8 protein-coding genes and 1 pseudogene are annotated in these 15,250 nt (G+C 59.0%); 1 reads left to right on the top strand and 8 read right to left on the bottom strand.

Annotated features, from left to right (window positions below; genetic code table 11):
* Positions 1–63: 63 nt before the first annotated feature.
* The 4 genes from WW58_RS03330 to WW58_RS03315 form a co-directional block, all read right to left on the bottom strand.
* Complete coding sequence (locus tag WW58_RS03330; RefSeq protein ID WP_046435379.1) at positions 64–447, bottom strand: hypothetical protein; 384 nt, start codon at positions 445–447, stop codon at positions 64–66.
* 79 nt (positions 448–526) lie between these two features.
* On the bottom strand, positions 527–1,651 hold the full coding sequence (locus WW58_RS03325) for a Rid family hydrolase (RefSeq protein WP_215833406.1): 1,125 nt from the start codon (positions 1,649–1,651) through the stop codon (positions 527–529).
* A 17-nt stretch (positions 1,652–1,668) separates the two neighbouring features.
* Positions 1,669–3,531: a PQQ-binding-like beta-propeller repeat protein gene (locus WW58_RS03320; RefSeq protein ID WP_102758928.1), complete on the bottom strand. Its 1,863-nt coding sequence runs from the start codon at positions 3,529–3,531 to the stop codon at positions 1,669–1,671.
* 14 nt (positions 3,532–3,545) lie between these two features.
* Positions 3,546–7,091 (bottom strand): SUMF1/EgtB/PvdO family nonheme iron enzyme, encoded by a 3,546-nt coding sequence (locus WW58_RS03315; RefSeq protein ID WP_146023980.1) that lies wholly within the window; start codon positions 7,089–7,091, stop codon positions 3,546–3,548.
* 155 nt (positions 7,092–7,246) lie between these two features.
* Here WW58_RS03315 and WW58_RS03300 point away from each other — a divergent pair.
* A pseudogene (locus WW58_RS03300) lies at positions 7,247–7,471 on the top strand (hypothetical protein); the annotation flags it as partial.
* Positions 7,472–7,539: 68 nt separating this feature from the next.
* On the opposite strand, the gene WW58_RS03295 reads toward WW58_RS03300, so the two are convergent.
* Genes WW58_RS03295 through gyrB form a run of 4 tightly spaced genes read right to left on the bottom strand, consistent with a single transcriptional unit; the run spans position 7,540 to position 14,710 of the window.
* On the bottom strand, positions 7,540–8,811 hold the full coding sequence (locus WW58_RS03295) for a peptidase U32 family protein (RefSeq protein ID WP_046435372.1): 1,272 nt from the start codon (positions 8,809–8,811) through the stop codon (positions 7,540–7,542).
* A gap of 3 nt (positions 8,812–8,814) precedes the next feature.
* On the bottom strand, positions 8,815–9,447 hold the full coding sequence (locus WW58_RS03290; RefSeq protein WP_046435481.1) for a lactate utilization protein: 633 nt from the start codon (positions 9,445–9,447) through the stop codon (positions 8,815–8,817).
* 59 nt (positions 9,448–9,506) lie between these two features.
* Positions 9,507–12,128, bottom strand: coding sequence for a DNA gyrase subunit A (gene gyrA, locus WW58_RS03285; RefSeq protein ID WP_046435370.1), 2,622 nt, complete (start codon positions 12,126–12,128; stop codon positions 9,507–9,509).
* Positions 12,129–12,151: 23 nt separating this feature from the next.
* Entirely contained in the window at positions 12,152–14,710 is a 2,559-nt protein-coding gene (gene gyrB, locus WW58_RS03280; protein ID WP_046435368.1) for a DNA topoisomerase (ATP-hydrolyzing) subunit B, read from the bottom strand.
* Between the last annotated feature and the right edge of the window lie 540 nt (positions 14,711–15,250).

Here is a 15,250-nt window from a genome sequence, read left to right as displayed (position 1 = left end):
TAAAATTATGAAGACTCTTCTCCCCCCCCAGGAAAAACATCCCTCCGTCGCCGCCAGGAACTCTCATTCCACCCTGCTAACGCTGAAACAATACACGGCGGGGTTAATCAGGGCCAGGGGAAGATAAAACACGGCAAAGGAAAGCGAGCCGCCATACAAAACCAGGCACAGGATGGACATGACAAACAGCACGCTGATTTTCAAACTCCGCGCCCAGTCCAGACGATGCACCAGCCAGACCAGGACGGCGCACACAAAACCGATCACCGCGCACAACACGCCGCCCAGGGCCAGAAACTGCACGTAGCTGGAACAGAACTGCTCCAGCCACCGCACATTATCCGGACTCGGCGGATTACCTTCCCAGGCAAAAACGCCCGGCGGCAACAACACCCACAACAGCACGGAAAGAAATACCAGACGGTCCGTATTAAGGCGATAGGTCATGCGCTTTCATGATACCATTTCCGTGCATAGGATAACAAGGGAAATCGCCCGCGCGCCGCGGTTCCTGGAACGGCAGAATTTACAATGGGGCAAAGGCAGGTTCTCCGGCTCCATTGACGGCTATTCCGTCTATTTCCACCAGCCAGCCGGGGCGGCAGACAGGGGCTTTCAGCATCACATGCGGCACCGCAGCCAACGGAGAGTCCATCAGTCGGTTCCGAACCGTTTCCCGGTCCGCCCAGTCGCGCAGGTACACTACGGCCTGCTTCAGGTCAGACAGGCTTCCCCCGCTCCTTTCCATCAGGGCGCTCATGTTTTCCAGGGTGCGGGCCGTCTGGCCCACCACGTCCCCCGGATGGACAATGTTTCCCTCCGCGTCAATACTGGCGGTGCCGGAAAGGAAATAATGGGAGCGGTCTCCGTACACGATGCGGACGCCTCGCTCAAAGGCCACCCGGTACACATGCGTGGGGGACAGGTAGTCCGGCGCTTCCATGTACCGGACCTGCCCAAGCTCCAGCCCCGCGATGCCCAGACTGTCCATATGCAGCAGGCGGCCCGGCAGATCCGTACAGCCTTCAATACCGGTACTGGCGATGAAATGGCTCTCCGGCGTCAGCCCGTAACGGTCAAAGCATCCGTTGCGGCCTTCCACCAATCCCCGGTAGTTGTTGTCAATATCCCGGCAATAAATCCAGGTGCGGTGAACCAAATCCGGCACGGCTCCCCCCTGTAAGGCGGCAATCCGGTCCAGCCAGCGGAATTCCTCTCGCATCTGGCCGCAGCTGTCCGGGGCGGAGAATTCCCCTTTGCCCGCCAGAAACAGCCGGTAATGCGTGCGGAGGGCTTCCACGACCGTTCCGCCCTGCTCCGCCCTACGCCTTTTTCCCAGCATTCCGCCGATGTGCCAGGCTTCCAGAGCCACGCGGGCCCCGTTCGCAGGGGGCTGTCCAACTATGGAAACATAAGAATTCCGTTCTCCTGTTATCCTCCGCAGCGGAGCCGACTGGCGCACCGGGTCGCTGACATGGAAACGCAGCAGGAATTCATCTTCTTCCCCGCCCCCCAGATTGCGGTACCTGGCCATCAGGGAACGCAGTTCTTCCTCAAAACTCGCGCCCGGCTCCGCCGTCATGCAGAAAAAGCGTTCTTCCGCCCCGTTTGTTCCGGACCATTCCAGTCGTTCAGGTACCTTCGCCGTCATGATGACCTCCCGCCCCTTTACAGGGACTGCACGTAATTGATCAAATCCTCCAGTTCACGGTTATTCAGGGAACTCGTCTTCCCGCGGAGATCCCCCGGATTGCATGTCGTGATGGCTTCCCGTATCGTCTTCGCACGGCCGTCGTGCAGGTAAGGGGCGGTCCGCCACACTTCCACCAGGGAAGGCACCAGAACGCTTTTACCTTCATCCAGCCCCGTGGCCGTCCCCGTGGCCACCAGTTCCTTGTTAGTGAAGTAAGGATGGGGGTGGCACCGCACGCACCCGGCTGTTTTAAACACTTCCCTGCCCCTCCGGGCAGATTCGGACAAAGCCCCCCGTTCCACGCCGGGAGCATGGCACTGGGCGCACCCCTCCCCCCCTGTCTGCTGTTTGGAAGGGAGATGAGCCACCAGGAACGGGCTGGGAACTTCCTTCATGTTTTTCAGGTATGCATTCACGCATTCCGCCAATTCACCGGAAGGTTCCAGAAACTGGATGTGCACAAAACCCGCCGTCACGGCCACTTCCGCAGAGGCGCGGACGCCCAGCGTCATCACCGGGCTCGTCCGGTGGGAAAGGAACATGGTGCGCGTATTTTTCGGGTTGCCCATGCCGTCATTCAGCAGATCCCAGTTCAGGCCGTCCACCCGGCCGTCCGGGTGGCAGGTGGCGCAGCTCTGCCACCCCTGGAAGCAATGGGAAGCGTCATTAAAATACCGTTCCCCCAGTTTTTCCCGGGAAGGCCGGAATGGGGCATTCAGGGGAATTGCCCTGGATTTGCGGGCATCCTTCAGGGAGATTTCCGCCAGAGAATCAGAAAAATAGCCGGCCACATAAACGTTTTTCCCATCGGAGGCCACGGAGCGCGGGCCGTTCAAGGGCAGAGCGATCCGGGCGCGGAGACCGTGCAGGAAACCAAGCCTTTCGGAAACCGGCTCATTGCTCCGGTCTTCCCGCTTCATGCGCTCCAGCAGGGCCGGGAAATCAATTACGGAGAGTTCATGCGTCCCCGCATGCGTCACGAACAGTTTTCCGCCATCTCCGGAAAAAGAAACGCCCCACGGGTTGGCCGCCCCCGCATCCGGGTCATCCAGCAGAACGGGATGAGGCTTGTCCGGCTCGTCCGTATTGATAACCGTCACGGCATTCGTATTCATCCAGCCGCGGTCCAGCTGCGTGGTAGGCGCCTGGTACCGGCTCAATACATGCGCCACGGCCAGATAACGTCCATCCGGGCTTATCGCCATGCCGCGCACGCCCTGCGTCCCGTTGGAAAGCGGGAAATGGACAGCTTTTCCGTCTTCCACCAGAGTCAGCGCGGCAGCCGTGAAATCCCCGTCCGCAGCCCCGGCCGGCAAATGGCCGGCAGCCCAGATTTTCCTGCCGTCCGGAGAAACGGCCAGCACTACGGGTTCACGGGGGACATTCCAGGAATTCAGCACGGTTCCGGCAGCGGCGTCCATTTCCAGCACGCGGGAATCAAACCGGCAGGCCACATACAGCTTCCCTTCCCGCAGCACAGGAGACATGGGCGTATGCCCGGCAGGAAAAGAACGCTTCAATTCCCCGCTTTCCAGGTCCACTACTTCCACCACTCCGCGCGCTCCCCCCTCCGCCACATAAACCGTCGCGCCATCCACGGCCATGCCGTTGGGAGGCTGGGCCAGCCGGATGCTTTTCACCTTTTCCCCGGAAGCAGGGTCCACCAGTTCCAGCACGCGGCTCTCATGCCCCAGCACAGCAACCAGGTGATTAACGACCTTCACATCCACCGGAGCCAGAGGGCTGGAAGCGGCATCCTCCCCCTGCCTGCATGAAATGAGGACCAGCAGACAGCCAAGAACAGTCGCAGAGACGCGGAACATTTTTGTCAGTTTCATGGCAATTTCAACAATCAGTCTTCTATGATCACCCGGAACCCCACGTTGTACACCGGACGCCAGCCGGGATATCCCCAGCGCCAGGAGGATGTGGCCCGTCTGGGACGGTCATACCAGGAACCGCCGCGCACCGCACGGGGAACACGGGAATCCAGGCTTTCATTGCGTCCGTCCCCTTCCTTCCAGGGATAGGGCCTGTATTCGGAACGGGTCCATTCCGCGGCATTGCCGATCATGTCGTACAATCCGTAGGCATTCGGCTTGTAACTCTTGACGGGGGCCAGGTGAAGCTTTCCGTCATTGTATGTTTCATCCCTCGGCACGAAGTCCCAGAAACGGTTGGGATTTTTAATCGGCTTGGGATCCACGCCGGAAACGGCCAGCTCCTTCAGCGTCACGTCCCCCAGGTTGGCATACGCGGAAAAATCCGCATCCCGTTCCCCGAAGAAGAAATCCGTATCCGCGCCCCCCCTGGCCGCGTATTCCCACTGCGCTTCCGTAGGCAAGGTCACTTTTTTCCCGGTTTTCCCGGAAAGCCAGCGGCAAAATTCCATGGCCCGGGCCCAAGGCACCCGGATGACGGGAAAACGCGGATCGGCATCCATGTCGTAGCCGGGCTTCACCTGATCCTTGTAATGCATGTCATACCATCCGTTAGCATACTCCGGGTCGAAGCGGCGGTATTGTTCCAGCGTCACTTCCGCCTCTCCCATCCAGAACGGCCTTTCAATCCCCACCGTGGAAACAGGACGTTCCGCCGGTGTTTCCCGTTCATTCCCCATCCTGAACTTCCCTGCGGGAATGCGGCGGAACGTCATGTTCACGCCGTCCCCCAAATCCACAGTCAGCGTTTCATTTCGCGGTTCCGGAACGGGAACGCTCTTTTCTCCGGCGCGGGTAATGGAGTTCCCGGCGTCAGGGATGGAACCGCCGCCGCTTCTCCGGAACAGGGAATCCTTCATCGTCACGTAATTACGTTCCGCTCTTGAAAATCTGCCGTGCAGGTCATAACGGCGTTTCAGCAGCCCTTCATTGCGCTCTCCCGGCCATTCGCCCAGATAAGGGGCGTTCATGTCCATCCACGTGACCAGGCGGTTCCAGTCCTCCTGCGGCATGTCCACGCCATGGTGGCCTTTTTTAAGGAGCTGGTAAAGCTCCGACGTATCCGCGAAAAACTCCGTGGGGGCCAGCCCCAGATAGTTCCCCTCCGGGCCATTGCGGCGCACATAGGGGTGCAGGTTCCAATAAGAGACGGAACCGGGGGCGGGAGCCCCCTTGACGGCCTCCAATGTCATGAAATCCGGCACTCCTCCACGGGCCTTGCTTTCCGCTGTGTGGCAGCGTATGCAATGGCGATCCAGTACGGGCTGCACTTCATTCATGAAGGAGAAAGTGCGCGCCGGACCGTACCATGGAACGATAGGAGCGGGTTTCTGGCGGGAAGCCATGACGGTCCTGGCGGGGGGAGCGCAGTTCTGCCGTTCATGGCAGCCGATGCAGCTGAGCGTTTCCCCCGGCATGGCGGTAAACCAGCTCCGCATCAGCGCCAGGGCGCGCCCCTCCCCGTCCAGCACCTGAAGCGTCAGAGGCTGACAGGCGGGAGCCGTGAAGATGGCGGAACCGTCAGGATTCACGGGCACGGTGCCGTACAGCACTTTCAAGTCCCAGTTGCTTTCCATGCCCATGGCATAGTGGCTTCCCGTATTGCGGGGGCTGTACTCGGACATAAACACGCGCAGGGCCCTGGCTTCCCCTCTGGGCACTCCGGCCATGGCGCGGCCCCGGTACACGTCGGAAATATAAACCGTAGCCGTCTTGCTTTCCGTCTTCACCCGGTCATGCAGCACGGGCGGTTTTTTGCGTGGCCCCAGGGGCGCGGGGTCTGCATAGACGAAGTAGGAGGAGGCCGTGAGAGGAACGATGTTATCGTATATGTCGCACCAGACCACATTGGTCACGCCCTGGTCGCCGGAAGGGGAGGAAACGGCCAGAAAACACTCGTCATTCAAAGGATAAGGTCCTGCGAAATAAGGAGTCTTCAATCCCTGCACCAGCTGATCTTTGGTCACGTTCTCCACAGGCTTTCCATACCCCGGAATCTTCTGAACGGCACCCTCCGTGGCGGTGCGCCCCCTGTTCACGTCAAAGAGGACCAGTTCCCCCAATCTCTTGACTCCATGATGCCCGCTGACAATGCCCGCAAACATGCCCGGCCTGCCGGGGAGGGGCCGTGCGTTGAACAAGCTGTTGGGCCAGTAGGAGTTGGAACCATAGTATTCCTTCTGGTCGCTGCCGTCCGGATTCATGTGCATCAGCACACGGCTGAAATAGTGGGCGCTTTCCGTGTACTCCCAGCGCAGGAACATCACCCTGCCGTCCGGCAGCATGGTGGGGAACCAGTTATTGTCCTGGTCAAAGGTAAGCCGGCGGGTCGTTTTCTTTTCCCGGTCGTAAAGGTGGAGGTTGCCCACGTAATCCACCCCGGCCACGCAGGGCACCCCCTGCATGCCGGAAGTATTGACGAAAATAATCCGGCCGTCCGGCAGGTAGCAGGAATTATAGCTGTCCGTATCCGCCGGCATATGCGCGGTAAGGGATTCCTTTTTCCCGGTTTTCAAATCCAGCTCAAACACGTCCCATGGCCTGTTTTCCTTCTTTCCGAATCCGTTCCCGGTGAACATGAGCTTCTCCCCGGAAAAATCAACATCCAGATGCCCGACCCAGCGGTCGTCCGCCAGCAGCTGCTCCACAGGGGAAGAAGAGGAAACCCCGTTAAATTTCACAATGCCGCTGCGGTATTTGCGCCCGGGCCCCGGCATGCTGGAAATACCCTGCCAGTTCGCCGGACGGTCATGATTGAAAGAACTTTTCCCGGACGGATTGAAACGCCGCACGCTCACCCATGCCTTCAGGCCGTTCTGTTCCGGCAGGGCATCAATCAGGGCTTTTCTCCGCAGATCCACCATCTCCCGCAGCAGGGCCGCCTGTCCCGGCCCGGCCTGCTCCACCCACCGGTCCAGAGGCCCCAGCTCCTTCTCCCACTCATCCAGCCGCGCCAGGAAACCTTCCGCACCGGCGTACCGTTCCCCGTACTTGTCCCGGTTTCTCTTCACCGCGCGGCGGATGGCCGCAGAGTCATAATAGGACGCCAGCTTCTTCAGCCTGAGGAAACGGACTCGTTCCTGAATGGCTTCCTGATGCTTAACCAGGTCATCCCAGGAAGAAACGGCTCCAATACTCTCTGCCGGAACGGAAAGAATTTCCGCCAGCGCGGCGCCGGCTGCCTTCCCGTCGGGCCACGCCTGAAATACGGGAACCAGCAAAACCATCGCATCCCCGCAATCGTCAGCGGCAGCAGGCTCGGAAAGGGAAGCAGCATACTCCGCCGTCCGCGTCCACACCTGCCGCATCCATGCATCCTTTTCTTTCGCGGAAGGCGCAGGAGGGATTACGGCCAGCTCCCGCAACCAGGGCTGCAAACCGGAAGCGTGGAGCATTCCTGCGCCCAGCAAGGCGCAGGAACATGAAAAAAGACGCAGAAAGGAAATATAATCAGGCATGGCATACGGTTTTAAAATAATACGCCAGGGAAATTCTTTTTCATTCAATAGGAAGACTACTTTACGGCATTTTCTCTCAAACGTCAGACAATGAATGAATAACTTAATTGATTCGGATTTCTAGACCGGAAGCCAAACGTGAATTTCAAAAGACCCCGGCTGAAATCATCGCGGGAGTGGAAGAGGAACCGGGAGGAATGAAACTCCATGAAGTGGTCCGTCTGATCAACGACATCGCCGCCCGTTATGAAGTGGCAGCCCTCACGATAGCCGAGCCGATGCCGCGCCTGACGATCAAGATCAGAAACATGCTCAGCCAGCTCCCCCTGCTGAAGCCGGACGCCCCGCCGGCCCAGCCGGGCAGGAAACGGCAAAATTAAAATCATCCTGCCGTCGATTCCCGGTCTTTGGAAAAGGCAGGCAGAGGAAGAAAGGGACAACCGGACATTCAGGCATCCTCCAGCATCCGGGGGCGCAGCAGGTACACCTTGTCCCGGCGGCGCACCTGTTCGGGAACCGCCAGATAGACGGTTTCTCCCTTTTGAGCGGCTTTTACGGGCTCCATGCCCTCTGCCGTCTCCCTCCGCATGGCTGCCACTTCCATGCGGACGGCTCCCGTAGTGGGGCCTGTTATGAGGATGGTCTGCCCCGCGGACAGGCCGCCGGCTTCCAGGAACAGGGCCGCCACCCCGTTCTTCTTATAAAAGTTCTCTACCCTGGCAATGTGGATCTTCAACAGGACAGCGCGGCTGTTGGCGGAACCGCTCCATTCCCCCCACTTCACGCCCAGGTAATAGCCGCCTTGCCAGAATCCCCGGTTGAAAACGGATTCCAGCCGTTTCATCCACGCTTCCGCCCTGTCCGCGGAAAAGGTTCCGTCCTGGCATGCCCGCGCGGCTTCCCGGTACACGGAGGTAACCGTCCTGACGTAATCCGAGGAACGGCCGCGCCCTTCCAGCTTCAGCACGGAAACGCCCGCGTCCAGAAGCTGGTCCAGCACCGGAATGGTGCACAGGTCCTTGGGAGACATCACGTATTTGTTGTCTATCACCAGTTCATTGCCCGTTTCCTCATCCGTCACGCGGTAGGCGCGGCGGCAGTTCTGGAAGCAGGCCCCCCGGTTGGCGGAGGAGTTGTAGGCCGCCAGGCTCATGTGGCATTTGCCGGACACGGCCACGCATAACGCCCCATGGGCGAAAATTTCCACCCGCAGCAGCTCCCCGGAGGGGCCTTTCACGCCCTCCTTCCGGATGGATTCAATAATATGCCTGATTTGCGCCAGGGTGAGTTCCCGGGCCAGCACCACCACATCCGCGTACTGCGCGTAAAATTTGACGGAGGCCATGTTGCAGACATTGGCCTGCACGGACATATGGACTTCCAGCCCAATGGAACGCGCATAAGAAATCACCGCCAGGTCGGAAGCGATGACGGCATCCACACCGGCTTTCCGGGCGGCGTCGCACAGGGCATGCACCGCCTCCAGCTCTTCATCGTACACAATGATATTCAGTGTCAGATAAGCTTTGGCGCCCGCCTCATGGCAGCGCTCGACGATTTCCGGCAAATCTTCTTCCGAAAAATTGACTGTGGCGCGGGAACGCATGTTCAGCTTTCCTACTCCGAAGTACACGGAGTCCGCTCCGCCCTGCAAGGCGGCCTCCAGAGATTCAAACGACCCCGCCGGGGCCATGATTTCTATCCGGTTTTGAAAAGGCATGGGTCAAAGTCCTCCGGGTTCTTCCATCAGAATGACGGAAATTCTTCCCTTGGGAAAGCATTTAACAATGGACATGTGAATATTGCACAGGCGGTCCGGGGAATTACAATCCGCGCAGATTCCGGTGTGCATGCAGGGAGTCCTGAACCCTTCATGCCGCCTGGCGTTCAGGGGCGCAATGCGGCGGATGCGTTCCCGGGCCTCTGCCGGCGTGGCCACCAGCTTGTTGGAACCGGCCAGCAAAATGACACGCCGGGGTCCGAATGCCACCGGAGCCACACGGTTGCCCACCATGTCCACCCAGTGCAGGGTCCCTTCCATGCTGACGGCATTGACGCCGGTTAAAAACAGGTCCGCCGTCATGCCCTGGCGGCGGATTTCCCATTTCTCCTCCCGCACCATGCCCGGAACAAAGCCGTCATAGAACTGAATGTCCGGATTGGAGTGCAGGTCATCAAGAATGCCCGCAGCCTTCAGGGTCATGGAATCCCCATAGGAAGCGGACGACGGCCTGAACTCCCGCACCAGGCCGCGCATCACCTCCGCAGCCTCCCTCAGGCCCGGCACTACAAAACTCCGAAATCCACGCCGTTCCAGACGTCCGGCACATTGCTCCAATGAAAGGGGGTCTTCCATAAAAACGGCCCATGAAGCCCCCTGCTCCGGCATGACGCCGGAGCAGGAAAACCTGGATGTTACTCTTCCGCCGGAGCTTCCATTTCACCGGACACTTCCCCGACTCCCGCGTCTTCCGTTTCCGCCGGGGCTTCTTCATCTTCATCATCGGGAATGACGATGGAAATGTCCTGGATGGATTCGCCCTCATTCAGCGTCATGAGCTTCACGCCCTGGGTGGCGCGACCCGTTTCACGCACGGTCGCCACCTTGATGCGGACGGATTGTCCGGCCGTGGTCATCAGCATCAGTTCGTCCTCGTCGGACACGACCGTGGCGGAAACCACCTTGCCGGTCTTATCCGTGCAGTTCATGGTCTTGATGCCGGTGCCGCCGCGGCCCTGCGTGCGGTATTCATCAAAGGAAGTGCGCTTGCCGAGGCCGTTTTCAGAAGCCACCAGCAGGGTTTTCTGCGGGTCCACAATGGCCAGGGCCACAACGTAGTCCCCCGCCCGCGGGCGGATGCCGCGAACGCCGATGGTGTTGCGGCCCTGCGTACGCAGATCTTCTTCCGGGAAGCGGATGCTCATGCCGTCATGCGTGACGAGCACGATTTCATCGGCCCCGCTGGTAAGTTCCGCGTTCACCAGACTGTTGCCTTCCTCCAGATTAATGGCAATGATGCCGGCCTTGCGATAGTTGGCGAAATCGTTCAGGCTGGTTTTCTTCACCGTGCCGTCCTTCGTGGCGAAAACAACATTGCCGCTGCCTTCCGCAAAGGTAATGTCATTGCCTTTTTCATCCACCCGGCGTTCCAGGCGCAGGATGGCAGCGATGGCTTCTTCCGGCTGGAGATCCAGCAGGTTCTTGATATTGCGGCCCTGCGCGCTGCGCGCCGCTTCGTCAATCTCATACACGCGGTCCACGTACACGCGCCCGGTGTTCGTAAAGAACATCAGGTAGTCGTGGTTCTGGGCGGCGAACAGGTGTTCGATAAAGTCCGCTTCCGCATCCTTTTTGGCTCCCCTGGTAGTGGCAGCCTTCACGCCCTTGCCCCCGCGCGCCTGCACGCGGTATTCCGCGGAGTTGGTGCGCTTGATGTAGCCGCTGTGCGTGATGGTGACGATCATCGTGTCATTCGGGATGAGATCCTCAATGGCCATATCCCCGGAGAAGGGAATGATGCGCGTGACGCGCGGCGTGGCGTACTTGTCCTTAATCGCCTTCAGTTCGTCCTTTACAATGCCCAGCACGCGGGATTCGTTCGCCAGAATATCCAGGTAGTCCTTGATGCGGACCAGCAGTTCCGCGTATTCCCCGGAAATCTTGTCGTTTTCCAAGGCGGTCAACTGGTACAGGCGCAGATCCAGGATGGAGTTCACCTGACGTTCCGTGAAGACGTAGCGGTCCCCCTGGATGGAGGCCTGGGAACGGATCAGGATGCCCAGGCTTTCCGCCGTCTGCGTGGAGAATGTGTAATTCTGCAGGCGTTCACGGGCTTCATCCCGGTTTTTGGAATCCCGGATAATGGAAATGAAGTCATCCATGTGGTGCAGGGCCAGCAGGAAGGCTTCCAGGCGCTCGGCATCCTTCTCCGCATCCCCCAGCAGATAGCGCGTGCGGCGCACGACCACCTCGCGGCGGTGCTCGATATAGAAGTTGATGGCGTCCATCATGGCGAGCGTCTTGGGGCGGTTGTCATGAATCGCCAGCATATTCACCGCAAAGGAAGTTTCCATGGAGGTGAGCTTGTAAAGCTGGTTCATGACCACCTGCGGGCGGGCATCCCGCTTCAGCTCGATTTCAATGCAGGTTTTCTCATCGGAAAGGTCACGGATGCCGGAAATATCCGTCAGGATTTTATCCTTGTACAGTTCCGCAATGCGTTCCTGAAGGGCGGCGCGGTTCACGCCATACGGCACTTCCCGGATGATGAGAAGATCCTTGCCGGAATCCGTTACTTCCATATCTATCTTGCCGCGGATGCGCACGGAGCCGCGCCCGGTGCGGAAGTAGTTGTCAATGCCTGAAAAGCCCAGCACGTCGCCCCCGGTGGGAAAATCCGGCCCCTTGATGTACTGGCGCAGCTCTTCCACAGTCATGTGGGGATTGTCAATCACGGCGCAAATGCCGTCCACCACTTCCCCCAGGTTGTGCGGAGGCATGTTGGTGGCCATCCCCACGGCAATCCCCGTGCCGCCGTTCACCAGAAGGTTTGGGAAAGCGGAGGGGAACACGGTGGGTTCCGTGTGTTCATTGTCGTATGTGGGAACAAAATCCACGGTGTCCTTGTCCAAATCCGCCATCAGGGCCACGCCCATACCGGAGAGCTTGGCTTCCGTGTATCGGGCAGCGGCGGGGGGGTCTCCGTCCGGCGTGCCGAAGTTGCCCTGGCCGATCACGAGAATATCCCGCATGGACCAGTCCTGCGCCATGTTCACCAGGGTGCCGTAAATGGCGGCATCCCCGTGAGGGTGGTAGTTACCCATCGTGTCGCCCACGATTTTGGAGCATTTGCGGGTCTTGCCCCCAGGGGACAGATTGAGTTCCTTCATGGCGTACAGGATGCGCCGCTGGGAAGGTTTGAGGCCGTCTCTCACGTCCGGCAGGGCGCGGGAGATGATGACGGACATGGAGTAGTCCAGGAAAGAAGTGGAGAGCTCACTGGCTACATCCACCGGTTTGATTCTATTATTTTCCATGGTGCTGAAAGAGAGTGCGGGGGTTAAATGTCAAGGTTGCGGACATTGAGGGCATGGTCCACGATGTAATTCTTGCGGGGTTCCACCACATCCCCCATCAGGATGGTGAACATTTCATCGGCCCTGACGGCGTTGTCATCGTTCAGGATGACGCGGAGCAGCTCGCGCCGTTCAGGGTCCATCGTCGTCTTGAACAGGTCCTTGGCATCCATTTCACCCAACCCTTTGAATCGCGTGATTTCCACCCCGCGCTTGCCGATGGAGATGACGGATTCCAGAATGTCCATGACGGAGAACAGGGGAGTTACTTTTTCCTTGTCCCCCTCACCCTCCACTAGTTCAAACAGGGGCGTGTCCATGGAGACAATCATATTCCCCGGAATGCCCAGTTCCGCCAGCCGGGCCAGGGCCCGCGTGATGGCTTTGGCTTCATGCAGTTCATGGGTGATGGAACGGCGGCTGGGCCCCTCCCGTTCCGGAAGCGGATTTTCCAGCAGCTCCTCTTCCGAGGGCATGCCGAAGATGAAAAGGTCCCTGTTTTCCTCGGAAAAGGCGGTCAGGGCCTCCATGTCATGGAAGAAGAGTATTTCCTCTTCATTGCCGCAGCGCACCTTCACCAGGAATTCCGGGAATTCCCCGTTGGCCTCCCGGTGGCTGAGCAGGTCTTCCAGGGAACCGCCCTGCGCCTGCATGGATTCCGTATAACGCTGGAGGTTGACCAGCGTTTCCAGAATGGCGGAGAGCTCTTCGGGAGAGAAGGAACGGGAACCGTCCGCGAAACGCAGGGTCACGTCATTGACGGCCAGTTCAATCAGTTTGCGGTTCAGGGCCACGTCATCCTGCACGTACTCTTCCTTTTTCCTGCGGATGATGCGGTACAGGGGCGCCTGGGCGATGTACAGATACCCGGCGCGCACCAGCTGCGGCATGTGGCGGCAGAAGAAAGTGAGAAGAAGGGTGCGGATGTGGGCGCCGTCCACGTCAGCATCAGTCATGATGATGATTTTGTGGTAGCGCACGCGGTCCAGTTTGAAGGAGGCTTCATCGTCCCCTTCCCCGATTCCGGCGCCGATGGCCGTAATCATGTTCTGGATTTCCTTGCTTCCCAGGGCTTTGTCCAGGCGGGCCTTTTCCACGTTCAGCACTTTCCCGCGCAGGGGCAGGATAGCCTGCGTGCGGCGGTCGCGCCCCATCTTGGCGGAACCGCCTGCGGAGTCACCTTCCACAATGAACAGCTCGCACTTCGCGGGATCCCGGTCGGAACAGTCTGCCAGTTTGCCGGGCAGACCGCCGATGGAGAGGGCGCTCTTGCGGACTGTTTCGCGCGCCTTGCGGGCGGCTTCCCGGGCACGAGCGGCCGTGATGCTCTTCTCAATGATCTTCTTGGCCATCGCCGGGTTTTCTTCAAAGTACGTCTTGATTTCCTCGTACACGACGTTGCCCACCACGCCTTCAATCTCCGTATTCACCAGCTTGTCCTTCGTCTGGGAGGAGAAACGCGGGTTGGGCATCTTGACGGAAATGACCGCCACCAGGCCTTCACGAACATCTTCGCCGCTCAGGGAGGGATCTTTTTCCTTCAGCAGGCCGTTGGCCTTCGCGTAACCGTTGATGACGCGCGTCAGGGCGCCGCGGAACCCGGAAAGGTGCGTTCCCCCGTCCCCGTTGTAAATGGAGTTGGCAAAGCAAAGGATGTTCGTTTCATACGTGTTGTTGTACTGAAACACAACGTCCACCAGAACATCGTCCTCCATCTTCTTGCCGTCGTACTCCACTTCCACCTTCCGGACGCCGGAAATGGAAATGGGGTCCTCGTTGATCACTTCCTTGTTCGTGCCCAGCTGACGAACGAACTCCACAATGCCGTCCTTATAGAAGAACGTTTCCCGGCGCGCCGGAGCTTCACGCTCGTCAATCAGTTCAATGACTAGGCCGGGATTCAGGAAAGCCAGTTCCCGCAGGCGCGTCGTCAGGCGGTCAAACTTGAACTCCGTGGTATCCGTGAAAATGGTGGCGTCCGGGAAAAACGTGATCGTGGTTCCCGTGACTTCACAGGCACAGGAACCTACAGTGCGGAGGGGTTCCACCGTCTTGCCTCGCTCAAATTTGATCTGATAGCGCTTGCCGTCCCGGCGCACTTCCGCCTTGAACCAGTCGGACAGGGCATTCACGCATTTGGCGCCCACACCGTGCAGGCCGCCGGAGTACTTGTACGCACCCTGACCGAATTTGCCGCCCGCGTGCAGGTTGGTCAGAACCAGCTCCACGGCGGGAATGCCGAACTTCGGGTGGATATCCACCGGAATGCCGCGCCCGTTATCTACGATGGAAATGGAACCGTCCACATGAATGACAATGTCAATCTTGCTGCAATAGCCGGCCAGATGCTCGTCAATGGAGTTGTCCAGCACTTCAAATACGCAATGGTGCAAGCCTCGTTCGTCAGGGTCCCCGATGTACATGCCGGGCCGCTTCCGCACGGCCTCCAGGCCTTCCAGTTTGTCAATCTGCGCGGCGCCGTATTCATGCTGCGCCGTCGTGGAAACGGTGGTTTCAACAACCTCGTTGGTATCTTCGGACATAACCGAAATATACTACGCTTATCTTAATTTTTTGCAAGGCTAATATTATAAAACGCGTGCGCGCGCGTAGGGCCTAGCCTTGCAAAATTCCGCTGAAATCGCATAAAAAAGGCCCTATTGCTCGCGTTCCGTTCTTTTCCGGCTCCGGACAGCGGAGAGGGCTTTCGGAAACATTTGGCGCGTTTTTACAGATTTGAGGAGAGGATGAGGCGTTTCACGGGAGGGGACGAGGGGAAGAAGGGCCATGGTTTCCGTGGGGACGGCGTATTCTTTTTTCTTGCCGCTGTTTTGTTTTTGGCCCATCCGGGCGACCCCAGAGGCTTTCCTCAGGCAACAGAGCCGTTCCGGAGTTGTTCCGGAACGGCTCTGGAGGGCCAGGAGGAAGGCTTTTCGGGGGTGGGTGGGGTGCCTTCTCCTTGGGTTTTCTTTCTTTTAGAAGTCGTAGCGGTAGCCGACGCTTCCGTTGACCGAGCTGGACCCGTCACGGATGTCCGCGTTCCCGTTCACGTAGATGGTTCCCTTCGTTCCCACCGGCACGCT

It is taken from the genome of Akkermansia sp. UNK.MGS-1 (assembly GCF_000980515.1).
Taxonomy (GTDB): Bacteria; Verrucomicrobiota; Verrucomicrobiia; order Verrucomicrobiales; family Akkermansiaceae; genus Akkermansia; species Akkermansia muciniphila.
The sequence above is the reverse complement of the archived record's forward strand: the minus strand, read 5'-3'. Positions and strand labels throughout refer to the sequence as shown.